We start from the raw sequence: 21,153 nt of genomic DNA, 5'->3' as shown, positions 1-21,153 counted from the left end.
AATATGTCCAAGCAACCCGATTTTTCCAAAGGCCTCGTGCCCGCCATCATCCAAGATGCCAGCACCCGTACCGTATTGATGTTAGGCTACATGAATGAGGAAGCCTATACGAAGACCGTTGCTGAGTCTCGTGTGACCTTTTTCAGCCGCTCAAAGAACCGTCTTTGGACCAAAGGCGAAGAATCAGGCAACTTCCTAGACGTAGTTAGTCTTTCGATTGATTGCGACGCAGACACCATTTTAATTCAGGCCAAACCGGCTGGTCCCACTTGCCACACCGGCGCAGACACCTGTTTCGATGAGTCAAACGCGGACAACGCCGCCTGGTTAGATCAGCTAAAGCACGTCATCCGTAGCCGCAAAGACGCATCTGCTTCTTCGTCTTATACGGCCTCCCTATTTCAATTAGGTACTCATAAGATTGCCCAAAAAGTAGGCGAAGAAGCCGTCGAACTCGTTATCGAAGCTTTAATGCAAAACGATGAGCTCTTCAAAGGAGAAGCGGCGGATTTAATTTTCCACTTATTAGTCTTATTAGAGGACCGCGGAATCGATTTGAGCGAAATCATCGCCGTTCTTCAATCTCGTCACGCTGCTAAATAATTTATTATGATAGGATTCATCATTCGTTACATCATTATCGCTGGGGTCGTATTAGTTATCCCGCGTTATTTAAAAGGCATCACTGTGGATGGTTTTACGACTGCCCTTATAGTCGCATTAGCGATGGGCTTTGTGAATTCGTTCATCAAGCCGGTGCTGAAGATCATTAGCTTCCCTATTACGTTTTTGACGTTAGGCTTGTTCTCTTTAGTAATTTCGGTAGGTCTAGTTTATCTAGTCGCTGCTTATGTGCCAGGTTTTGCGGTGACAGGGTTTATTGCTCCGTTGATTTTTAGCTTTCTTGTGTCGCTGTCCACTTCTTTTGTGGGGCTGTTTACCCGTTAGGAGGCTTTAATGCCTGTTTTTGTGATATTTTGGCGACGCGTGTAGCTAGCTTTTTCAGGAATTGACACATTCTGTCAATAGGCAAAATTGCCATTTTAGATTTTAATCGACACTTCTAATCGTCCCCCAAAACCTAATTCAACAATCTTTTCTAGTGTTGAAATGCGGGCTTCTTTAATGTTGTTTTCAATTTTAGAAATATAGGACTTGGAGGTGCCTACTTTAGTGGCAAGCTCTTCTTGAGTCATACCTAATTCTAAGCGCTTGACCTGGATCAAAACACCTGCCTTAAAGATTTGATATCCTGCTTCATATTCATCTCTTTCTTTTGTCCCTACTTTGCCGATGTGTCTGTCTTTATGTTCCTCGAAGGTTGTCAGATTTTTGTTTTTCATATTCTGATTTAAGTTTTAAAGCTAATTTTATCTCTTTTTTAGGTGTTTTTTGAGTTTTTTTCTGGAATCCATTGATTAAAATAACCAGTTTGCCAGTCTCGAAAAAGCAAAATATTCGAATGATATCGTTCCCTACCTGAACTCTAATTTCATAAAGTCCATCAGTATTAACGATATGCTTTAAATATGTTTCAGGAACACGCCAAAGGTCTTCTATTACATCAAAGGTCCAATATATTTTATATTGAATGTCTACCGATTGCTTAATTACGAAGTCCGGAAAGTAGTTCTTATAAAATGTTATTTTCCTGCATTTCTGATTCTTGCTCACATCAAAGGTAGTTAAGTTTCACTATAGTGCAACAATTTTTCATCTATTCCTCAAATCATTCAGGAACTTCCTCGCGTCAAAAATTAGATTTTTAGTTGAAACGGGGGCTACTATGACTGATTCGCAATAGATTTCATGCTCTTTTTCGGTGATGGTAATGGTCACTTTGGTGAATTTGTAAGGTCCCATGTGGCCGTTGTAGAAAAGGAGGGGGTCTTTTGGTCTGAAGAAATTCATAGTTTTTTTGTTTAGTGGTTAATGGTGCCATGGCGGCGGTATTGAAAGCGTAAGAGGTTTACGACCTGGGTGGGGTCGTAGGTGAGGGGGGCTTGGATGTGTAGTTTTCGGATTAATTTATGTTCGAGGCCGGTTTTTCTGCCGATGAGGTAGGCATCTAGGTCTTTGGAACAAAAGGGCAAAGCTTCTAAAGCTAGTAATTCGTAGCCCGCGATGGAGCGCTTAATGCGTTCCCGCATCTAGAAAACACAAAGTTCGCGCGCGTTTACGTCGTGGTAATGGGCAAAAATGATGACGAGGTCAAGATCTGGGATGCGACTGCCGTTTTCGTATTTGCTCAAAAGCCCGGCGTCGATCTCGAGATCCTGCGCCATCACGTGCAGCGGAACGGCACGGATGAGCTTCAGGTATCTAGAGAAGTGGTTAAACATATTGATTAGTGGTTTGGTGTTCCAAATGTATTCCCTCCATTCCCCCTAACCTAACAGCTTACTGATAATGTGAAATCAGAGCTTGATATTTATTACTAATCGGCCTCCAAGGCCTAATTCAACAATTTTTTGTAAAGTTGAAATCCGGATTTCTTTCAAATTGTTCTCGACTTTTGAGATGTATCCTTTATTTGTTCCACATTTTTCCGCTAATTCCTCTTGCGTTAAGCCTCGTTCTAGACGTGCTTTTTGGATTAGATATCCAATTTTAAAGGCTTCGTATCCTTTGTCAAATTCTTTCCTTGAGGGTGAGCCCTCCTTTCCGTAGTTTTCGTCAATAAACTCTTCAAGTGTTTTATTTGTCGTTTTCATATGCATATTTGATTTTAAGAGCCCTTTCAATTTCTGCTCTTGGTGTTTTTTGCGTTTTTTTAGTGAATCCATTGATCAGAACAATAGAATTGTCTTTATCAAAAAAACAGAATATTCTACAAATTGTGCCTGAATATTCTGTTCTGATTTCATATAGCCCTTTTTCTCCTGTAATGTGTTTAAAGAAATCAATGGGAATTTGTTCTAGCTCCTGGATAATTTTCAAGGTCCAGGTAATCTTTTCTCTAATCTTAGGTCTTTGTCTGTCAAAATAGTTTTTATAGTAATCCCCGTGGAATACTAATTGGCGATGCTTCATTTGTTTAGCGTTATAAAGGTATACATAGTTATCCGAACGGACAACTTTAATTAGCGATATAAATGTAGATAGTTCAATTAGAGGTAGCTAACAGGTTATTGATAATCTACGCGCTGTACTGTATAAGCCATTTTGAGGTATTGACAGTTTGTGTCAATAGCTCAAAAAACCATTTATAGAAATGCGTCGATATTCAATCAAAACCGGCAATGGAGTTAATTGAGCCAGAATGTCTATGGAAATGGCGGCGATTGTGATATTTTCTGTATTTTTAGGAAGAAATTGAGAATACGCTATGCAAGAGTTTGATAATAATAAGGTGCCGGTTAAGAAGTTGTGGCAGGTGATTGTGGCGTCAAGTGTGGGGACGGTGATTGAGTGGTATGACTTCTATATTTTTGGGAGTTTGAGTGCGATTATTTCGTTGAGTTTCTTTCCAAAAGAGGATCCGACAGCGGCGTTCATTTCGACGTTAGCGGCTTTTGGGGCTGGGTTTGTGGCGAGGCCTTTTGGTGGGTTGATTTTTGGGAGGCTAGGGGATTTGATAGGGAGGAAGTATACGTTTTTGTTGACGCTGATGCTGATGGGTGGGTCGACGTTTGCGATTGCGTTTATACCGAGTTATGAGAAGATCGGGTTAGTAGCTCCAGCTATACTTCTACTATTGAGAATCATTCAGGGATTAGCCTTAGGGGGCGAGTATGGGGGCGCCGCGACTTACGTCGCGGAATATGCACCAGACGCCGAACGCGGGAAGTACACGTCCTACATCCAAACGACCGCGACGCTCGGTTTCTTCGTCTCCATCCTGGTCATCTTAGCGACACAGCAGCTTTTAGGCGATGCGGCCTTTAAGGACTGGGGATGGCGGGTGCCTTTTGCGCTTTCTGGTATTCTAGTGATTGTGTCCTATTTCATTAGACGAAATATGGACGAGTCGCCGCTTTTCTCTAAACTCAAGGCCGAAGGGCGACTCTCCGAAAACCCTTTAAAAGAGGCTTTTGCGAGTAAGGCGAATCGCCGCTTAATGCTGATTGCGATGTTTGGGGCGATTGTGGGGCAGGGAGTTGTTTGGCATACAGGACAATTTTATGCCCAAATCTTCATCAACAAAATCCTCCAGGTCGATTTCATTACGACGAACCTCATTATCGCCGCGAGTCTGGTGGTGGGCACTCCCCTCTTCGTGTATTTCGGAAGCCTGTCTGACCGGGTGGGTCGCAAGAAAATTATGCTGGGCGGTATGGCCCTCGCTGCGCTCGGGTACTACCCCCTTTTCTCGTGGATGTCCACGATCGTAGCCCAGGAGGGCACGATGGTCAAAGGCGCGATCTTCCTGACTTGGACCGGAAAGCTCGAATTGGCCTTCATTTGCAGCTTATTGGTGACTTTCGCGGCGATGGCCTACGGCCCGATCGCCGCGTTCCTAGTTGAACTTTTCCCTACCAAAATCCGCTACACCTCCCTCTCCATCCCTTATCACTTTGCTAATGGGGTGTTCGGCGGATGTGCCCCTTTTGTTGCCACATGGCTGGGAGCCGTCACTCATTCGAATTTTGCCGGATTGTTCTATCCCATTGCCCTAGCGGCCCTAACGGTCATCGTGGGCGTGATTTATTTACCTGAAACCAAAGGCAGGGCTTTAAGTGACTAAAATAAGACTTTTCGCATAATTCGATGGATATAATGCCAAATATTCCCTTTAAATAAATTGTCTTTGGCGCTAAACCAAAATGGGGGTATATTTGTTTCTTGAATTCTATTTTCTGAGCACCTTATATTTGTGACTTAGAATGGCGAAGCCATGGAGAATCGAATCTCTTCGAATATTCTTATATTTACCTTATGAAGAATTGTTTTAAATTATCGCTTGTCCTGTTTATTAGTTTATTGAGCTATAAAGCTAATTCTCAGGCTACTACCATGCCTTCAGATGATCAGTTAAATCAGATCATTATACAGGCAGAGCAACGTGGAATGAGTCCAGCTGAATTGCAAGCCTTGGCTAAGTCAAAAGGTTATTCTGATGCACAGATAAGTGCTTTAATGATGAAAGCGAACGGTTTGGGAGGTAATAAGGCTAATGCAAACACATTAGGTAATATCAAACAGGCTGGAACGTTATCTCAGGCTCAAAATAATACGAACCAAACATCACAAAAAGATAGTGTCTCTTTAACAGACGAGGAGAAAAAAATCTTCGGCTTTGAAGTGTTTGCTAACAAAACGATGAGTTTTGCTCCTAATTTGAGTATGGCTACTCCACGAAATTATGTGGTAGGACCTGGGGACGATTTAATAGTCCAAATTTATGGTATAGCTCAAGCAACTATTAATTTAAAAGTTAGCAATGAGGGTAAAGTGGTTATTCCCAATGTGGGATTGTCACATGTAGGGGGATTAACAATAGAGGCCGTTAAATCACTTTTAACCCAGAAGATAGGAACACGCTATGCGGGTTTAGGTGGAGCAAATCCTAGTAGTTATTTACAAATTACACTAGCGAATGTTAGAACGATTAAAGTCAATATTGTGGGAGATGTTAAAACTCCAGGGACTTTTCAATTGCCTTCTTATACCACAGCGTTTAATGCCTTGTATTCAGCAGGAGGACCCACTACTAAAGGTAGCTTCAGAAATATTCAATTATTCAGAGCAGGCCGTTTAGTGACTGAAGTTGATTTGTACGATTTTTTATTAAAAGGGAAAACTGATCACAATGTTCGATTAGAGGATGGCGATGTGCTATTAGTGCCTAAGTATGTGAATCGAGTTGAAATTATAGGAGAGGTTAGACGTCCATTGTATTTTGAGACAAAGGCAAAAGAAAATGTCAATGATTTGATTCAAATGGCAAATGGATTTAAAGAAACAGCCTTTAAAGACCATGTTACTATACAGCGTTACACAGGTGTAGATAAAATTATTTTGCATGTAGAATCTGCTAATTTCTCTAAAACTAGCCTAGAAGATGGAGATGCAGTTTCCGTTTCCAAGGCATTGACTACCTTTCAAAACAGAGTCCAATTAATCGGAGCTGTGGTTCGTCCAGGGGACTATGAATCTAACAAAACTGAACGAATAGCTGATGTATTGAAGAAGGCTGGGGGACTGAAACCTGATGCATTCTTAGGGCGCGCTATTCTCTATCGCTCTAGCGCAGATTTAAGTCAGCAAGCTTTAGATATAGACCTTAAAAAAGTTGTGGCTGGTGATTTAGAACATAATATTTTAGTCCAGAAAGAGGATGTATTGGTTATAGCCAGTAATTTTGATATGAAGGAGATTTATTCTGTTTCCATTGATGGTGAGGTAAATCAAAAGGGAGCCTTTCCTTATGCGGCTGGAATGACGATTGGGGATCTTATTATAAAAGCGAAGGGTTTAAAGCAATCAGCCTCTAGTTCTTACATAGAAGTGGTACGCCGCGTTAAGGATAGTCCAACAGAATTAGCTAAGGTAATTAAAGCGGAGATTAATTCTGATTTAAGTATTAACGAAATTGAAAAGAAAATTGCTTTAGAACCCTTTGATCAAGTATTTGTTCGCCCTTCTATTGGTTACAAAGAATTTAAATATATTTATGTACAAGGAGAAGCAAGTTATACTGGGAAGTATGTATTTGATAAGTTTGATTTGAAGGTAGGAGATCTCTTGTACCGTGCTGGCGGAGTTTTGCCATCTGCAAATTTAAAGGGAGCATTATTGATCAGGAAATCATTATTCTTTAAGCCAAAGCGTAATATAGATGAATACCTTAATCGTTTAAAGGAATTAAACCAGCGCAATCAAGAAACTACAAATAGTGGAATGTCGGAATCGAATCGTATTTTAGCCTCTCAAATTAAGACACAAATTACCAATATAGAGAAGCAGAATAAATTGGATTCCCTTTCAAAATTGGAAAATAATGAAGAGATTGATTTAGGTGACATTGAGAACATAAAATCGTCTATTCAAAAGTCAGTACTAAAAAACTTAAAGGATGTTAGTATCAGTGAAAGTGAATACCAATTTGTATCTATTGATTTAGACGAAATTCTCAAATCACCAGGTGGATCTGCAGATTTACAATTGAGCGAAGGAGATATTTTGTATATCCCTACTTTTGATGAGACCGTTTCTATATCAGGCGATGTGTTATATCCTGTTTCGGTTAAATTCAATCAATCCGCTTCTTTAAAATATTTTGTGGATCAAGCGGGGGGATTTAATAATACTGCTCTTAGAAAACGCTCTTATGTGGTAGCAGCAAATGGTTCAGTATTACGTACTAAAAGCTTTATGGGTATTCGTATTTATCCTCGGGTAAGTCCTGGTTCACATGTTTTTGTACCTAAGGATATGAAGCCTAAGGGCAACTTTAGTATTGATCGGTTATTAGGATTAACCTCTAGCTTAGTTACTACCTACTTATTGATATTTAATTTAACTAAATAATATGGAGCCAAAGACACTTGGTTTAAAGGAAATATTATCAAAAGAAGAAATTAATATAAACGACCTTTTGAGATTATTTGGGAAAGCAATAAAGCGTAATCTTTTAAAAATTATTATAATTAATGTTTCACTATTAGCTATTTGCAATGTCCTATACTTATTTACAAATGTAGAATATGAGTCTAAGGCTGAAGTATTGATTTCTCAAAAGGGCCCCGATAATAATGCCTTAGCAGGTATGGGAGGATTGTTAGGGGTAAATATTCCACAGGTATCAGTTACTAGTGATTTTAGTCCTGAATTATATGAAGACATTGTTTTATCAGATGCTTTTCTAAGTGATTTATTAGCAGAAAAAATTCCATTGAATGAGTTAGGTAAGGATTCGACGACTATTGAGACATATTTAAATAATCATCAACCTGTACCTTTTTACAAGTCTCTTGGCCTTTTAGATGGCGGTACTGGTTCTATTATGAAACCAGTTGTTTTTAATAAAGTAACACAAGGCACAAATCGTAGTTCTGTCGTAGACTCAGTTATTACTCCAGGGATGTTGTTTTCGGTTAAAGTTCCTCCTATTGTTAAATTAGGGAATAATAAGCTAGGAAGTATTTCAAATTTGAAGAGTAGAATTGTTGTAAATTTTGAAGAGAAGGAATGCAAAGTAACAGTACGAATGCCTAATGGATTTATAAGTGCCATTACATGTCAGCTTGTTCTAAAAAAGTTGATTGATTATATCACATTTCAAAAGACTCATAAGCAACAAAATAATATTCTATTTTTAGAGTCTAGATATACAGAAGCACAATCAAATTATAAACAAGCTCAGCAACGTTTAGCTGGATTTAAGGATAATAGTTTAGGAGCAATTTTTCAAACTTTTCAAGCTAGAGAACAAGTATTGAATAATGATGTGACATTAACGTTTACTTTATTTAATCAAATAGCAACTCAATTAGAACAGGCTAAGATTGAATTAAAAAAAGAAACGCCTGTCTTCTCATTCTTAAAGCCAATAAATATTCCAGAAGGCCCTGCTTCTAACGGTTACTTAAGGAATATAGCTATTTATGTACTAGTAGGTATGTTTATTTCAGGCATTTTAGTTTTACGAACATTAATTAGATTATAGTCTTAAATGGAATTAGAAAAATCTGAAAGTTGGGATACAATTATAGAGCCTAAATCTACCTCTCTTAATTTAGGTCTTGGGAAAGTATGGAAATATAGAGATTTGCTGTTATTACTGGTTAGAAGAGATCTTGTATCATTCTATAAACAGACAATATTGGGACCATTGTGGTTTTTTATTCAGCCATTATTTACAACAATTACGTTTACTTTTATTTTTGGGCAATTAGCTGAAATTTCTACGGATGGCTTACCGCAGCCATTATTTTATATGACAGGCATAACCATTTGGAATTACTTCTCAGAATCTCTTAACAAAACGTCAACGGTATTTAGAGATAATGCAGGTATTTTTGGAAAGGTATACTTTCCCAGATTAATCATACCAATTAGCATTATCTTATCGAATTTGTTAAAATTCGCAGTACAAATTTTGTTGCTTTTTATTATGATGCTTTTCTATTTGTACAGGGGAGCGAACTTTTCTCCAACTATATTTTTATTTCTATTCCCAATTCAAATTATTTTAATGGCAGCTTTAGGCCTTGGTATGGGTATGATTATTACTGCTTTGACAAATAAATATAGAGACCTATCTTTTCTCGTTGTTTTTGGTGTACAATTATTGATGTATGCCACACCTGTGATTTATCCTCTATCAGTTGTAACTAATAAATATAAGTGGATTGTGACATTAAATCCAATGACACAAATAGTTGAAATTTCACGGCTTGGATTGCTGGGTAAGGGGGAGTTTTCGTTGCCTACGTTCATATATACAATACTTATGTCCATCACAATACTTTTAAGCGGAATCATAATTTTTAATAAAGTAGAAAAAACATTTATAGATACAGTATGATTGAACCTGTTATTAAAGTTGAGAATCTTTCTAAATTATATCATTTAGGGCAGTTTAGTACGGGTACCATTTCTCGTGACATTGAAAGATGGTGGGCTATTAAGCGTGGGAAAGAAGATCCTTTTTTAAAAATCGGAGAAGCCAATAATCGAAAAATTAAAGGGACGAGTGATATAGTTTGGAGTTTAAAAGATATAAATTTCGAGTTTGAAAAAGGGAATGCAGTTGGAATTATAGGCAAAAATGGTGCGGGTAAAAGTACTTTGCTCAAAGTCTTGTCTCAAATAACATCTCCAACTACTGGAAAAGTCAAGATAAAAGGGAGAATTGCATCGTTGCTAGAGGTGGGAACAGGATTTCATCCTGAATTAAGTGGAAGAGAAAATATATTTTTAAATGGAGCAATTCTAGGTATGCGCAAAAAAGAAATTGAGCGCAAATTCGATGAAATTGTAGATTTTGCAGGCGTTGAACGTTACGTTGACACCCCAGTTAAAAGGTACTCTTCGGGTATGTATGTAAGACTTGCATTTGCTGTAGCAGCGCATTTGGAGTCGGAAATTCTAATTGTTGATGAAGTTCTTGCCGTGGGAGATGCTGAATTTCAACAAAAATGTTTAGGAAAGATGGGTGAAATCAGCACGGGCGAAGGTAGAACTATTTTGTTTGTTAGTCACAATATGATGGCAATTAAACAATTGTGTAATAAAGCAATATTGCTAAATGATGGGATGATTGCGTCTAATGGTGATACAAATAGTGTAATTAAGGATTATTTAGGCTCTGATTTGATGCATAAATCATATGTTGAAATAAATGATAACTTCAAGGCAGGCTTTAATAATAATGTGAAATTCAAGAGAGTATGGATGACAGGCATTGATAATGAAGTCAGAAGAAAATTTTTAATGGACGAATCGATTATATTTCATATTGAGTTTAACACAGATAATATTTATAAGAGTGGGGAAATTGATCTAGCAATTCAAATAGTTTCAAGTGATGGTGTGAAGTTATGTTATATGTATAATAAAGACTCTGATGTCTTGACTCCTACTCTAAGTGGAACAATGATGGCAAGTGTTAAAATGTCTAATTTGTCTTTTTATCCAGATTTGTATTATGTGAATTTTTTTATTGGAGAAAAGTCTGAAGCTTGTGATTATGTAGAAGGTGCATTATCCTTTGAAATTAGTGGTGCAGGAACTAGAACTAATAGAGAATTGCCGCGAGAAATGGGAATGCTTTTTTTAACTCCTGAATGGCAGTTTTCAAGATAACTTATGTCTAATTTTTATATGTTTAATTGGGTGTAATTTTATGAATGAAGTTGCTGAAAGTAGTCCTTTGATTTCTTTAGCGATACCAGTGTATGAAATGCATGGGTATGGTGTTACTTTTTTAGAATTTAGCTTCACTAAAATTATAAGTCAGACATATAATAATATACAAGTTGTTATATCTGATCATAGTATTTCAAATGATATCCAAGAACTTTGTAATAGTTGGACAGATAGGCTAAATATTCTCTATTTGAGGAATGAAAATAATAGAGGAAATTCTTCAAGTAACATTAACAATGCAATAAATAATTGCGACGGCGAATTAATTAAAATTCTTTTTCAAGATGATTTTTTAATTGAAAGTAATGTAATTTATGATATTGTTAATTCATTTAAATCAAATCAGTTTTGGCTAGTATGTGCATGTACTCATTCAAACAACGGCATTGATTATTACAATAATTTTTATCCTAAATGGAATAGTAATATAGTTGGCGGGATGAATACTATTAGTTCTCCAAGCGTTTTAACTATACGGAAAAGTGTTAAGGAAAGGTTCGACGAAAACTTGATATGGTTGATGGACTGCGATTTTTATATGCAATTATATATTAAATATGGCTTGCCAGTAATTCATAATAACATATGTATTGTTAATCGAATTTGGGGAAATAGATTAAGTGATACAATACCGGAAACAATAAAAAAAAGAGAAGAATTATATATGAGGGATAAATTTTATGCGTACTCATCTAATTCTTCAATTTTTGATAAACTTTATAATTTTTTTTAAATGCTATTTACAAATTTTTTTAGAGGAAAAAAAAAACTAACTAATAAAGAATCACCATTAAAAATAGCAGTAATAACTTCTATTAGTGGGATGTCTAATAAGTTGAAAAATCCTAAAATTATATTTGATAATGTTGATTATTTCGCTTTTGTGGATGAAATACAACATAATTCTATTTGGAATCAGCGGCTAATATCAGATTTTACTATTGATGATAAATATCAGGGTCGTAGAAATGCCAAAATATTTAAGGTATTACCTCACTTATTTTTACCAGAGTATGATTATTTCTTTTGGGTTGATTCTACTCATGAGTTAATTTTAGATCCCTATTATGTGATTAAGAATATAATTTCTGAAGCTGATATCGCTTTATTTAGGCATTCCCAAAGAAATTGTGTTTATGATGAAGCTGATGAGTTGATTAAGCTTAATTATGATCACGTTAATTTAATTAATAGCCAGATTGATTTTTACAAATCTAAAAATTTTCCAAAGAACGTCGGTCTATTTGAATTACCTTGTAGTATTAGGAAAAATACCCCCCAAATAAATACCCTTAACCTAATGTGGTGGGAGTTAATTTGTAAGTATTCCTCTAGAGATCAAATAAGTTTGCCTTTTGCTATGCACAAACTAAGTATAGAACCATTTATCTTAGATGGGTTTGCAAACAATGGTTTTTATTCAAACAAAATTATGCCTCAAGTAAGAAATAAATTTTATTAATATGTGCAGCTTTATATTTTCAGATAAAAACATTAACAACTTAGAAGAAGTTAACTTTTTCAATAAGTTCAGAGGTCCGGACTATACTAATTTATTTAATTGCTCTGGCTATTCTTTTGTTCATAACTTATTAAGTATAACAGGTGATTTTACTAGGCAGCCATTTGTAAAAGATGATATTATTTGTCTTTATAATGGAGAAATTTATGAATTTGAGAAATTTGGTAATTATAAATCAGATGGGGAATGTTTAATACCATTATACGAAAAATTTGGACCAAGATTTACGAAGGTATTAGATGGAGAATTTGCACTTGTATTAATTGATTTAAAGAAAGATATTTTAATAATTAGTACTGATACGTTCAAGACAAAACCTATATTTTATTCTTTAGGTAAAGGTAATTTAAGTTGTTCAACATATAGTGACCCATTAATTAAATTAGGATATATTGATGTAGTTAGTGCGAAACCGAATACGACTTTAGTTATTGATTTAAAAGATTCTAGTATAATAGAGAGTTTCCTTGTTACAGAATTTGTTTTAAATCAGTACAAAGAGAATGTGAATGATTGGATTCATGCTTTTGAAGAATCAATCAAAAAACGGACGAATAATATTCGCGAAAAATTATTTTTAGGACTAAGTAGTGGTTATGACAGTGGCGCAATTTGTTGTGAATTATTAAAACAAAATAAAAATTTCACTACATATACAGTTCTTGGAACTGAAAATGAAAATGTACTTGAAGCTCGATTTAAAGAGATGTCTAGTAATATAACCGTAAATAGGTTGACTAAAAAGCCTGATGAAATTAAAATTGCTCATGACTTTATTTGCAAAAATACTGAGCCTTTTAAATTTGTAACATATTCAAGTACTTCAGATTATAATGAATTTTATTTAAATCTGGTTGATGACAATGGAGCTAATCACCTTTCCCATGTTTGTTCTAAGGCTATAAAAGACGGGAATAAAATATTTTTATCCGGGCAAGGTGCGGATGAAATTTTTTCTGATTACGGTTTTAGCGGAGTTAAAAAATATCCTCATAGTAATTTCGGAGGGTTTTTCCCTAATGAACTTGAAGATATTTTTCCATGGGCAAGTTTTTTCAATAGTTCGATGGAATCTTACCTTGCTAAAGAAGAATATGTAGCAGGAGCTTATGGTATTGAAGCTAGATATCCTTTTTTGGACAAAAATGTTGTTCAAGAGTTCCTTTATTTAAAGCCAGAGGTTAAAAACTCTCATTATAAGTCTGTTATTTATTATTATTTAACGAAAAATAATTATCCATTCGTTGAGGATGAGAAAATTGGATTTTAAATCTTTTAATTAATTTAATTACAATATGGAAGAAAGGGCTCAATTAGTTAATGAATTTGGGGAGGAATCGTTTAATAGATTTAATGAAATTATTAAATCTATTAATGGTGGTATTTTAGTAGACATAGGTGTTTTTGAAGGGGCCAGTTCAAAAATGATGATTAATAGGGCAATTGAAAATAATAATGTTATCTATGCAATAGATCCCATTCCATGCTTTTATAGTGATAATCCAAATTATAATTTTATAAAAGATGATTCGGTTTCAGTTGGTAGTAAGTGGGATAAAGAGAAAGTAAATTTGGTTTTTTTTGATTCTGTTCATGCAAAAGAACAAGTTTTGTGCGAATTGTATTATTGGTGGGATATTATTAAAGTTGGAGGCTATGCTATTTTTCATGATACAAGTTGGGAGGGCTATATTCATAAAAAAGGTCATAGTTGTGAAGGTAAATTAACTGGTAATACAGGTAAGGGTTATGATTCATTCGGCGGGATTGATTGGGAAACACCTGATAAAGCTGTTGAGAAATTTTTTGGTTTAAAGATTAACACACAAGATAGAGATATACACAAAAGTGTATTTGTCGAAAATTATTCAGACAATTTTATTGATGTTTACACCAATTATGCTGATTTAGGGATGACAATAGTTTATAAAAAAGATAATTTTGATTTTCGTAATAATGTTAATAATTGGGATGAAGTTTTTAGCAAAAGAGAAATTTTACTTTCTTTTTTTAATGATAATAGCCAAATTGCTGAATCACGTTCTTTAATTAAAATTATAAAGGCTAAACTAAAAAAGTTTTTATGAAATATATAATTTCTTATTGTTCTGGGGGAATTGGGAATCGATTACTGCCCTTATCTTCATGTTTTGAATTGTCACATAAGTTATCACGAAATTTGGGGTTGGTTTGGAATAAAACAGATATTTGTCATGCAGAATTTAATAATTTGTATAGTAATGAAATAAAAAATTTTAGACTTATTGATTTAGATCCTTCAGAGGTTAGTATATATTCAAATGTAGATTATATCGTTGGTGATATGAATATGTATAAGGATCCCTCGTTATTTAATTTATATAATAAGGCAGGAATTAAAAATTTATCTCAGTTAAATGAGGTCTTTGAAGATCAAAAAAAATACATTATAATTTATGATAATAATTTATTTTTAGATTTTACAGATATTCAAAGTTTTTTAAAATTTCTTGAACCCGTTAATAAAATTAAAAATGTTATTAACGATTTTGTCTCTTTAAATAATATTAATTACAATGTATTAGGTATTCATGCTCGTGGTACTGATTTTGTTGATGATAAATTAGATGATTATTTATCTATTATCAATGATTATATCAAAGCAGATAATAATTGTAGAATATTGTTTTGTTCAGATAGTCGAACTTGGGAAGTTAAGGTAAAAGATACATTTCCAAATAATGTTATTGTCCGTAAAAAAAATGGGTATTCAAAAAAATCTAATTTTTTTCGAGGCTGGTCAAATAATACTCATAGATCAGAAGCCAGTGTAATTGAAGGTATTGTCGATATTTATTTACTATCATACACTAATTTAGTTGTATATAATAAACATAGTACATTTGCTCAAATGGTTAAACATTTAATTTCATTACGAATTAATTAGTTTTATGAGATGCATAAATATATTTCTAATAAGGCTTTTTAACTATTTATTTCGAAGAAATAATCCGCTATACTTTCGAGTAGATTTTCATAACACTTTTGGATTTAAACGCAAATTAGATCTCAAAAATCCTATTGATGTTTTTATCGATATTATTCCGTCATCGACTAATAAATATAATCGGGTTTTGGTTTTATTGGAGCCAAATGAAATTTCGGGACTAAGAAAAGATGTTTTAAATTTAAGTCAAAATTACTTCGATTTAATATTAACTCACGACCCAATTATTTTAAAACATTTTTCAAATGCAAAAAAATTTGTTTTTGGAACTTCTTGGATAAAGGACTATAAGTTTAATAAAAAATTGTTTGGTGTATCGACATTAATTGGAGGTAAAACAATTACACCATTGCATAGACTTAGACATCAGCTAATCGATTTGTTGGAATTGGACTTTAATGTTAATTTGTTTTTTTTTAATAGTATAAATGAAAATTTTTCCTCTTCAGATTCTAGGTTGCTAAAGATGCAATCAAAAAATAGCAAAAACGAATTATTCCTTTGGCAATTCCATATTGTCATTGAGAATGTTATCTCAGAAAATTGGTTTACTGAAAAAATAATAGATTGTTTTCAAAGTAAGACTGTTCCTATATATTTGGGTTGCCCTAATATTGGTGATTATTTTAACTTAAATGGAATTATTGTTGTTAAAGATTATTTAGATATTATTAATGTGTTAAAAAATATCAATTTTGATACTTATGTTAGTATGCAAGAGTTTGTAAATATTAATTATGAGCAAAGTAAACAGTATATTGATTTTGGCGCTAGATTAGAATCTGAAGTTATTCTATTTGATTCTTTACTTTAATTAAGTTCTTTATCTTTTTAACAATAATTAATGAAATCAATTGATACTAAAAGACACATTTTAGTTACTGGTTCCGCCGGGTTTATAGGAAGTAACTTAATATCTAGTTTGTTGAAAACTGGAAATTTTATAATATATGGATTAGATAATTTTGATGACTTTTATTCAAAGTCTCAAAAGTTATTTAATATGAGTTCATTTATTGCTAATGATAGTTTCAAGTTTATTGAATCTGATATTTCTGATATTGAATTGATAGATGATATTAATGATATTTCTGCTATTATACATTTAGCAGGTAAGGCTGGAGTACGCCCTAGTATTTTAAATCCTTTGGTATATAATGATGTTAATGTCAGAGGAACACAGATCTTGCTTGAATATGCTAGAAAGAAAAATATTAAGCATTTTGTATTTGCGTCATCAAGTAGTGTTTATGGGGTGAATCAGAATTTTCCTTGGAATGAAGAAGATATTTTATTTCCAATCAGCCCTTATGCATCGACAAAATTGTCGGGGGAGTTAATGGGTCATGTTTTTAGTCATCTTTATGGTATTAGATTTATTGCTTTGCGTTTTTTTACGGTTTATGGGCCTGGACAAAGGCCTGATTTAGCGATAAATAAATTTTTTAATTCCATTTTGAATGATGAACCGATAACAGTTTTTGGTGATGGAAGTACATCTCGAGATTATACCTATATAGATGATATAGTTAGTGGAATTTCCGCTGCAATTGATTATGATCAGTCAAATTTCGAAATTTTTAATTTAGGAAATAATAATCTTGTTACTTTGAACACACTTATCAAAGAAATAGAGAATATCTGTAAAAAATCTGCAATTGTAGATAGGTATCCAGAACAATTAGGAGATGTTAGAAAAACCTATGCTGATATCTCAAAAGCCAAGAAATTACTTGGATATAACCCTTTAATTTCATTAAAAGAGGGGCTGAATAATTTTTTTGATTGGAAAATATCTTTTGATAAATTTTTAACTAATAAGTAGTAGAATTCTCAAAAATAAATAATTGTGAATAAGAATAGTAAAATTTTTATTGCTGGTCATAATGGAATGGTTGGGTCAGCTATTTATCGTTTATTAGCCAAAAATCATTATAATGCGATAATTGTAAAAAATAGGCAAGAATTGGATTTAATGGATCAATCTCAGGTAGATGATTTTTTTAATAATAATAAGCCTGAGTATGTATTTTTATGTGCTGCCAAGGTCGGAGGGATTCAGGCTAATATTTCTCACCCTGCCACTTTTTTATTAGATAATTTAGTTATTCAAAATAACATTATTCAATCCTCATTAAAATATGGAGTTAAAAAATTACTATTTCTGGGGAGCTCATGTGTTTATCCTAAAGAGTGTAAGCAGCCAATGAAGGAGGAATATTTATTGTCAGGGAAACTGGAGCCGACCAATGAAGGGTATGCAATCGCAAAAATTGCTGGATTGAAATTAATAGAAGGCCTAAGGAAGGAGTTTGGGTTTAATGGAATAAGTTTAATGCCTTGTAATTTATATGGTCCGAATGATTCTTTTGATTTAGCTCATTCTCATGTATTATCTGCTCTTGTAAAAAGATTTGTTGATGCATATGATGAGAATCTAAGTAATATAACATTATGGGGAACAGGAATTGCTAGAAGAGAGTTTATGCACGTTGATGATTTAGCAGAGGCATCTTTATTTATGATGTTAAATTATAATGAGGATGAATTTATTAATATTGGTTGTGGTACTGATGTTAGTATTAAGGAACTTGCGGAACTTGTTTCGAATAAAGTGGGCTATAAAGGTTTAATTAATTGGGATGTCACAAAACCTGATGGGATGTTAAAAAAATGTATGGACGTTTCAAAGATGGCTAATTTGGGCTTTAATCCAAAAATTAGCCTTGAAAAAGGAGTTACTCAAATGATTGATTTATATAATAAAACCAAATAAATTATTATGATTCCATTAATGAAAAATGCTTTTTTAAATGAGCATGAAACTAAAACAGCACTAGCTAATTTTATACTTAAAGCAGATCGTTTAAGTATGGATAGTGAATGTTTTGCATTTGAACATAAATTTGCTTTGTATCAAGGGCGAAAAGAAGCAGTTCTTTTTAACAGTGGTGGCAGTGCAAATTTGGCAATGCTTCAAGCATTAAAAAATTTAGGACAATTGAAAGATGGAGATAAGGTGGGTTTTTCTGCTTTAACTTGGAGTACAAATACAATGCCTATTATTCAAATGGGGATGATTCCTGTGCCGTTAGATTGCGACCCTGCTTATCTAAATGTTAAGTCTGAAAATCTTATTGAAAGGCTAAAGACTACCGGTTTAAAAGCTTTGTTTTTAACCAATGTTTTGGGCTTTTTAGGGGATATTCAAAATATTAAAAAGATTTGCCAAGAAAATGATATTATTTTATTGGAGGATAATTGTGAATCCCTTGGGACTGAACTGGCAGAGGGGAAAGCTGGCAATTTTGGTTTAGGAGCGTCATTTTCATTTTTTGTTGCACATCATATGAGTACAATTGAAGGGGGAATGATTTGTACTGACGATGAAGATTTTGCAGAGATGTTACGAATTGTCAGAGCGAATGGTTGGGATAGAAATTTAACGGCAAAGCAGCAGTTTAAATGGAGGAAAAAGTACAATATCAATTCTGAATTTGAAGCTAAATATACTTTTTATGATCTTGGGTTTAATTTTAGACCGACGGAGATAACCGGTTTTTTAGGACAATATCAGCTTCAATTTTTAGACTCTAATATTAACTCAAGGGAATCTAATTATTTAAGATTAGAAAAAATCATGCTTCAAAATGATGACTTAATTACGTTAAAGCATGATCACATTAAAAAGTTGTCAACATTTGCTTTCCCTATAGTTTGTAAAACCCCAGAATTGCGTGAACTTTATTTATCGCGGTTCTCTGGAGCAGGAATTGAAATTAGGCCGATGATTGCTGGTAATATGCAACGTCAGCCTTTTTATGATAAATATGTAACAGAAAAGTTTGAAATGCCGGGGACAGATTTTTTACATGACAATGGATTTTATTGTGGAAATTATCCTGAATTAACTGAAAATGATTTAGAAACCATCAGTAGTTGCCTTTATAAATATTAGTTATGATTATAGTCAATTTGACGGGTGGGTTAGGTAACCAGTTATTTCAATATGCATTTGGGAAGTACTTAGCTATAAGTAACAATGCTAAATTAAAACTAGATGTTTCATCTTATGAAAACTATGAATGGCACGATTACAGTCTTTCTCCTTTTTGTATTGATGAAATTTTCGCCACACCAGAAGAATGCAATTGCTATAAGGGGATTGGCTTAAACATCTTTCAAAAACTCTACCGTAAAGTAATAGGACTAAACTATGTGTTAGTGGAACACAATTTTCAATTTAATCCAAACTATAAATTACAGACTAGTCCAATTTATCTAAATGGATATTGGCAATCTGAAAATTATTTTAAAGAAATTGAATCGAAGTTAAGAAATGACTTTAGTTTTAAAATACCTCCAAGTAAAAAAAATCAGGTATTGATCGAAAAAATGCAGCAAGAAAATGCGGTAAGTCTTCACATTAGACGAGGTAATTATGTCAATGTTAGTCATGTAAATGAAACTCACGGTACAAGTTCCTTAGAATATTATAATGAGGCAGTTAAAATTATCTCTACTAAAGTTGTCGACCCTGTTTTCTATATATTTTCTGATGATATATTATGGGCAAAAAATAATCTAAATTTAAATTTTGCAACTGTATTCGTAGATATTAATGATTCCAAATCTGATTATGAGGATTTACGATTGATGTCTACTTGTAAGCATAATATAACTGCCAATAGCACATTTAGTTGGTGGGGCGCTTGGCTAAATACTTATACTAGCAAAATTGTGATATGTCCTAAGGTTTGGTTTAATGATAATAAATTAAATGACCAGACCAATTACTTAATTCCTTCCGAATGGTTAAGAATTTAAATTCTACACCGCTAGTCTCCGTTTTGATGCCAACATACAATGGAGGAGACTATGTAATTCCAGCTGTTCATAGTATTTTGACTCAAACAATTACTGATTTTGAGTTATTAATTATTGATGATTCATCAAGTGATGGGACGATTGAAGTATTAAAAGAAATAGTTGACCCTAGAATTCAGTTAATATTTAAACCTGTTAATTCTGGTTTGATTGATACTTTGAATCTCGGATTAAAAGTTGCAAAAGGGAAATATATTTTACGAATGGATCAAGATGATATTTCAATTCAGAATAGGATTGAGGTACAATTGGACTTTATGGAAGCAAACCCTGATGTAGTTGTTTGTGGTGCAGGTTATCAAATAATTGATTCAAATAGTTTTTTTAGACCTTCTTGCCAACATGGTGAGCTATTATTGGATTTGATTGATTTTTGTCCTTTTGCTCACCCTACAATTATAATGAGGGCCGATTTCTTAAAAAATCACAACATATCTTATAATTCATCTTATGTTAATGCTGAGGATTATAAAATTTGGACGGATATTTCCCATGTTGGCAGAATGGCGAACCTACCAAATATTGTTTTGGAGTATAGGATTCATGAATCTCAGATGTCAAGTAGAGGCGCAATTCAGCAACAGGAGATGTCCAAAAAAATCTCATTAGAGCACTTGAATTTTTTAAGTGGTAATAATGAACATATGGAGTACTATTTAAATGGATCTATCAAAAATGTATCAGATTTAAAGAAATATCTTGATGTTGAACTAAGTATTAAGGATTATTTTACTAAAAATAATCTTAATGCTGACTCAATTATATTTAAAAATAGATCTAGGAAGTATTTTCAAAATGTATTGTCGAACGATAATTTTAGTTTAATGTTATTCATAGATAGAATGCCGTTGCTACTTCAAATATTCAATACTATTGGAGGATTATATGTTATAAAGTATTTCGCGAAATCTATTATTCATTGGAAACCAATTTCCAAGTAAGA

24 protein-coding genes are annotated in these 21,153 nt (G+C 33.5%); 18 read left to right on the top strand and 6 right to left on the bottom strand.

Annotation, left to right across the window (positions count from 1 at the left end; genetic code table 11):
• Window positions 1-3 precede the first annotated feature (3 nt).
• Window positions 4-603, top strand: coding sequence for a bifunctional phosphoribosyl-AMP cyclohydrolase/phosphoribosyl-ATP diphosphatase HisIE (gene hisIE, locus ACST13_RS04030; RefSeq protein WP_459521941.1), 600 nt, complete (start codon window positions 4-6; stop codon window positions 601-603).
• Between the two features lie 6 nt (window positions 604-609).
• Complete coding sequence (locus ACST13_RS04025) at window positions 610-948, top strand: phage holin family protein (RefSeq protein ID WP_459521940.1); 339 nt, start codon at window positions 610-612, stop codon at window positions 946-948.
• A 95-nt stretch (window positions 949-1,043) separates the two neighbouring features.
• Here the strand turns inward: ACST13_RS04025 and ACST13_RS04020 are convergent, their stop codons facing one another.
• From ACST13_RS04020 to ACST13_RS03995, 6 genes are all read right to left on the bottom strand, one after another.
• Entirely contained in the window at window positions 1,044-1,343 is a 300-nt protein-coding gene (locus tag ACST13_RS04020; protein WP_459521939.1) for a helix-turn-helix domain-containing protein, read from the bottom strand.
• The gene (locus ACST13_RS04015; protein ID WP_459521938.1) at window positions 1,306-1,674 is read right to left on the bottom strand and encodes a type II toxin-antitoxin system RelE/ParE family toxin; all 369 of its coding nucleotides are present in this window, start codon (window positions 1,672-1,674) and stop codon (window positions 1,306-1,308) included. The genes ACST13_RS04020 and ACST13_RS04015 overlap by 38 nt, the downstream gene beginning before the upstream one ends.
• A gap of 248 nt (window positions 1,675-1,922) precedes the next feature.
• On the bottom strand, window positions 1,923-2,150 hold the full coding sequence (locus ACST13_RS04010; RefSeq protein ID WP_459521937.1) for a hypothetical protein: 228 nt from the start codon (window positions 2,148-2,150) through the stop codon (window positions 1,923-1,925).
• Window positions 2,151-2,342, bottom strand: coding sequence for a hypothetical protein (locus tag ACST13_RS04005; RefSeq protein ID WP_459521936.1), 192 nt, complete (start codon window positions 2,340-2,342; stop codon window positions 2,151-2,153). It lies immediately after the preceding gene.
• A gap of 75 nt (window positions 2,343-2,417) precedes the next feature.
• Window positions 2,418-2,714, bottom strand: a complete 297-nt coding sequence (locus tag ACST13_RS04000) for a helix-turn-helix domain-containing protein (RefSeq protein ID WP_459521935.1) — start codon at window positions 2,712-2,714, stop codon at window positions 2,418-2,420.
• Window positions 2,698-3,033, bottom strand: coding sequence for a type II toxin-antitoxin system RelE/ParE family toxin (locus ACST13_RS03995; protein WP_459521934.1), 336 nt, complete (start codon window positions 3,031-3,033; stop codon window positions 2,698-2,700). The genes ACST13_RS04000 and ACST13_RS03995 overlap by 17 nt, the downstream gene beginning before the upstream one ends.
• Window positions 3,034-3,328: 295 nt before the next feature.
• Here ACST13_RS03995 and ACST13_RS03990 point away from each other — a divergent pair, with 295 nt between their 5' ends.
• The 16 genes from ACST13_RS03990 (at window position 3,329) to ACST13_RS03915 (ending at window position 21,151) form a co-directional block, all read left to right on the top strand.
• Window positions 3,329-4,687 (top strand): MFS transporter, encoded by a 1,359-nt coding sequence (locus tag ACST13_RS03990; RefSeq protein WP_459521933.1) that lies wholly within the window; start codon window positions 3,329-3,331, stop codon window positions 4,685-4,687.
• 191 nt (window positions 4,688-4,878) lie between these two features.
• Window positions 4,879-7,473: a polysaccharide biosynthesis/export family protein gene (locus ACST13_RS03985; protein ID WP_459521932.1), complete on the top strand. Its 2,595-nt coding sequence runs from the start codon at window positions 4,879-4,881 to the stop codon at window positions 7,471-7,473.
• 1 nt (window position 7,474) lies between these two features.
• The gene (locus tag ACST13_RS03980; protein ID WP_459521931.1) at window positions 7,475-8,611 is read left to right on the top strand and encodes a hypothetical protein; all 1,137 of its coding nucleotides are present in this window, start codon (window positions 7,475-7,477) and stop codon (window positions 8,609-8,611) included.
• A 6-nt stretch (window positions 8,612-8,617) separates the two neighbouring features.
• Complete coding sequence (locus ACST13_RS03975) at window positions 8,618-9,472, top strand: ABC transporter permease (RefSeq protein WP_459521930.1); 855 nt, start codon at window positions 8,618-8,620, stop codon at window positions 9,470-9,472.
• Window positions 9,469-10,752, top strand: coding sequence for an ABC transporter ATP-binding protein (locus tag ACST13_RS03970; protein ID WP_459521929.1), 1,284 nt, complete (start codon window positions 9,469-9,471; stop codon window positions 10,750-10,752). Before ACST13_RS03975 ends, ACST13_RS03970 begins: the two co-directional genes overlap by 4 nt.
• Before the next feature lie 40 nt (window positions 10,753-10,792).
• Window positions 10,793-11,548, top strand: coding sequence for a glycosyltransferase (locus ACST13_RS03965; RefSeq protein ID WP_459521928.1), 756 nt, complete (start codon window positions 10,793-10,795; stop codon window positions 11,546-11,548).
• Window positions 11,549-12,277: a glycosyltransferase domain-containing protein gene (locus ACST13_RS03960; RefSeq protein WP_459521927.1), complete on the top strand. Its 729-nt coding sequence runs from the start codon at window positions 11,549-11,551 to the stop codon at window positions 12,275-12,277.
• A 1-nt stretch (window position 12,278) separates the two neighbouring features.
• The gene (locus tag ACST13_RS03955) at window positions 12,279-13,607 is read left to right on the top strand and encodes an asparagine synthase-related protein (protein ID WP_459521926.1); all 1,329 of its coding nucleotides are present in this window, start codon (window positions 12,279-12,281) and stop codon (window positions 13,605-13,607) included.
• A 25-nt stretch (window positions 13,608-13,632) separates the two neighbouring features.
• Complete coding sequence (locus ACST13_RS03950) at window positions 13,633-14,424, top strand: class I SAM-dependent methyltransferase (protein ID WP_459521925.1); 792 nt, start codon at window positions 13,633-13,635, stop codon at window positions 14,422-14,424.
• Window positions 14,421-15,263, top strand: a complete 843-nt coding sequence (locus ACST13_RS03945; protein ID WP_459521924.1) for an O-fucosyltransferase family protein — start codon at window positions 14,421-14,423, stop codon at window positions 15,261-15,263. The genes ACST13_RS03950 and ACST13_RS03945 overlap by 4 nt, the downstream gene beginning before the upstream one ends.
• A gap of 4 nt (window positions 15,264-15,267) precedes the next feature.
• Window positions 15,268-16,137 (top strand): glycosyltransferase family 10 domain-containing protein, encoded by an 870-nt coding sequence (locus tag ACST13_RS03940; protein WP_459521923.1) that lies wholly within the window; start codon window positions 15,268-15,270, stop codon window positions 16,135-16,137.
• Between the two features lie 30 nt (window positions 16,138-16,167).
• Entirely contained in the window at window positions 16,168-17,148 is a 981-nt protein-coding gene (locus ACST13_RS03935; RefSeq protein ID WP_459521922.1) for an NAD-dependent epimerase/dehydratase family protein, read from the top strand.
• A gap of 24 nt (window positions 17,149-17,172) precedes the next feature.
• Entirely contained in the window at window positions 17,173-18,099 is a 927-nt protein-coding gene (locus tag ACST13_RS03930) for a GDP-L-fucose synthase family protein (RefSeq protein WP_459521921.1), read from the top strand.
• A 6-nt stretch (window positions 18,100-18,105) separates the two neighbouring features.
• Entirely contained in the window at window positions 18,106-19,281 is a 1,176-nt protein-coding gene (locus tag ACST13_RS03925; RefSeq protein ID WP_459521920.1) for a DegT/DnrJ/EryC1/StrS family aminotransferase, read from the top strand.
• A gap of 2 nt (window positions 19,282-19,283) precedes the next feature.
• Entirely contained in the window at window positions 19,284-20,150 is an 867-nt protein-coding gene (locus ACST13_RS03920; protein WP_459521919.1) for an alpha-1,2-fucosyltransferase, read from the top strand.
• A complete protein-coding gene (locus ACST13_RS03915; RefSeq protein ID WP_459521918.1) occupies window positions 20,135-21,151 on the top strand; it encodes a glycosyltransferase family 2 protein in 1,017 nt (338 codons plus the stop codon). The genes ACST13_RS03920 and ACST13_RS03915 overlap by 16 nt, the downstream gene beginning before the upstream one ends.
• Window positions 21,152-21,153: the final 2 nt, after the last annotated feature.

It is taken from the genome of Aquirufa sp. A-Brett2-W8 (assembly GCF_054558755.1).
Note: the sequence above shows the minus strand (reverse complement) of the source record. Positions and strands in the feature narration are given on the sequence as shown.

What these genes read in the sequence shown, in the direction of transcription:
- hisIE (WP_459521941.1), top strand. Translation starts at nt 4, where the DNA reads ATGTCCAAGCAACCCGATTTTTCCAAAGGCCTCGTGCCCGCCATCATC.
- ACST13_RS04025 (WP_459521940.1), top strand. Translation starts at nt 610, where the DNA reads ATGATAGGATTCATCATTCGTTACATCATTATCGCTGGGGTCGTATTA.
- ACST13_RS04020 (WP_459521939.1), bottom strand. Translation starts at nt 1,343, where the DNA reads ATGAAAAACAAAAATCTGACAACCTTCGAGGAACATAAAGACAGACAC.
- ACST13_RS04010 (WP_459521937.1), bottom strand. Translation starts at nt 2,150, where the DNA reads ATGCGGGAACGCATTAAGCGCTCCATCGCGGGCTACGAATTACTAGCT.
- ACST13_RS04005 (WP_459521936.1), bottom strand. Translation starts at nt 2,342, where the DNA reads ATGTTTAACCACTTCTCTAGATACCTGAAGCTCATCCGTGCCGTTCCG.
- ACST13_RS04000 (WP_459521935.1), bottom strand. Translation starts at nt 2,714, where the DNA reads ATGAAAACGACAAATAAAACACTTGAAGAGTTTATTGACGAAAACTAC.
- ACST13_RS03995 (WP_459521934.1), bottom strand. Translation starts at nt 3,033, where the DNA reads ATGAAGCATCGCCAATTAGTATTCCACGGGGATTACTATAAAAACTAT.
- ACST13_RS03990 (WP_459521933.1), top strand. Translation starts at nt 3,329, where the DNA reads ATGCAAGAGTTTGATAATAATAAGGTGCCGGTTAAGAAGTTGTGGCAG.
- ACST13_RS03985 (WP_459521932.1), top strand. Translation starts at nt 4,879, where the DNA reads ATGAAGAATTGTTTTAAATTATCGCTTGTCCTGTTTATTAGTTTATTG.
- ACST13_RS03980 (WP_459521931.1), top strand. Translation starts at nt 7,475, where the DNA reads ATGGAGCCAAAGACACTTGGTTTAAAGGAAATATTATCAAAAGAAGAA.
- ACST13_RS03975 (WP_459521930.1), top strand. Translation starts at nt 8,618, where the DNA reads ATGGAATTAGAAAAATCTGAAAGTTGGGATACAATTATAGAGCCTAAA.
- ACST13_RS03970 (WP_459521929.1), top strand. Translation starts at nt 9,469, where the DNA reads ATGATTGAACCTGTTATTAAAGTTGAGAATCTTTCTAAATTATATCAT.
- ACST13_RS03965 (WP_459521928.1), top strand. Translation starts at nt 10,793, where the DNA reads ATGAATGAAGTTGCTGAAAGTAGTCCTTTGATTTCTTTAGCGATACCA.
- ACST13_RS03960 (WP_459521927.1), top strand. Translation starts at nt 11,549, where the DNA reads ATGCTATTTACAAATTTTTTTAGAGGAAAAAAAAAACTAACTAATAAA.
- ACST13_RS03955 (WP_459521926.1), top strand. Translation starts at nt 12,279, where the DNA reads ATGTGCAGCTTTATATTTTCAGATAAAAACATTAACAACTTAGAAGAA.
- ACST13_RS03950 (WP_459521925.1), top strand. Translation starts at nt 13,633, where the DNA reads ATGGAAGAAAGGGCTCAATTAGTTAATGAATTTGGGGAGGAATCGTTT.
- ACST13_RS03945 (WP_459521924.1), top strand. Translation starts at nt 14,421, where the DNA reads ATGAAATATATAATTTCTTATTGTTCTGGGGGAATTGGGAATCGATTA.
- ACST13_RS03940 (WP_459521923.1), top strand. Translation starts at nt 15,268, where the DNA reads ATGAGATGCATAAATATATTTCTAATAAGGCTTTTTAACTATTTATTT.
- ACST13_RS03935 (WP_459521922.1), top strand. Translation starts at nt 16,168, where the DNA reads ATGAAATCAATTGATACTAAAAGACACATTTTAGTTACTGGTTCCGCC.
- ACST13_RS03925 (WP_459521920.1), top strand. Translation starts at nt 18,106, where the DNA reads ATGATTCCATTAATGAAAAATGCTTTTTTAAATGAGCATGAAACTAAA.
- ACST13_RS03920 (WP_459521919.1), top strand. Translation starts at nt 19,284, where the DNA reads ATGATTATAGTCAATTTGACGGGTGGGTTAGGTAACCAGTTATTTCAA.
- ACST13_RS03915 (WP_459521918.1), top strand. Translation starts at nt 20,135, where the DNA reads ATGGTTAAGAATTTAAATTCTACACCGCTAGTCTCCGTTTTGATGCCA.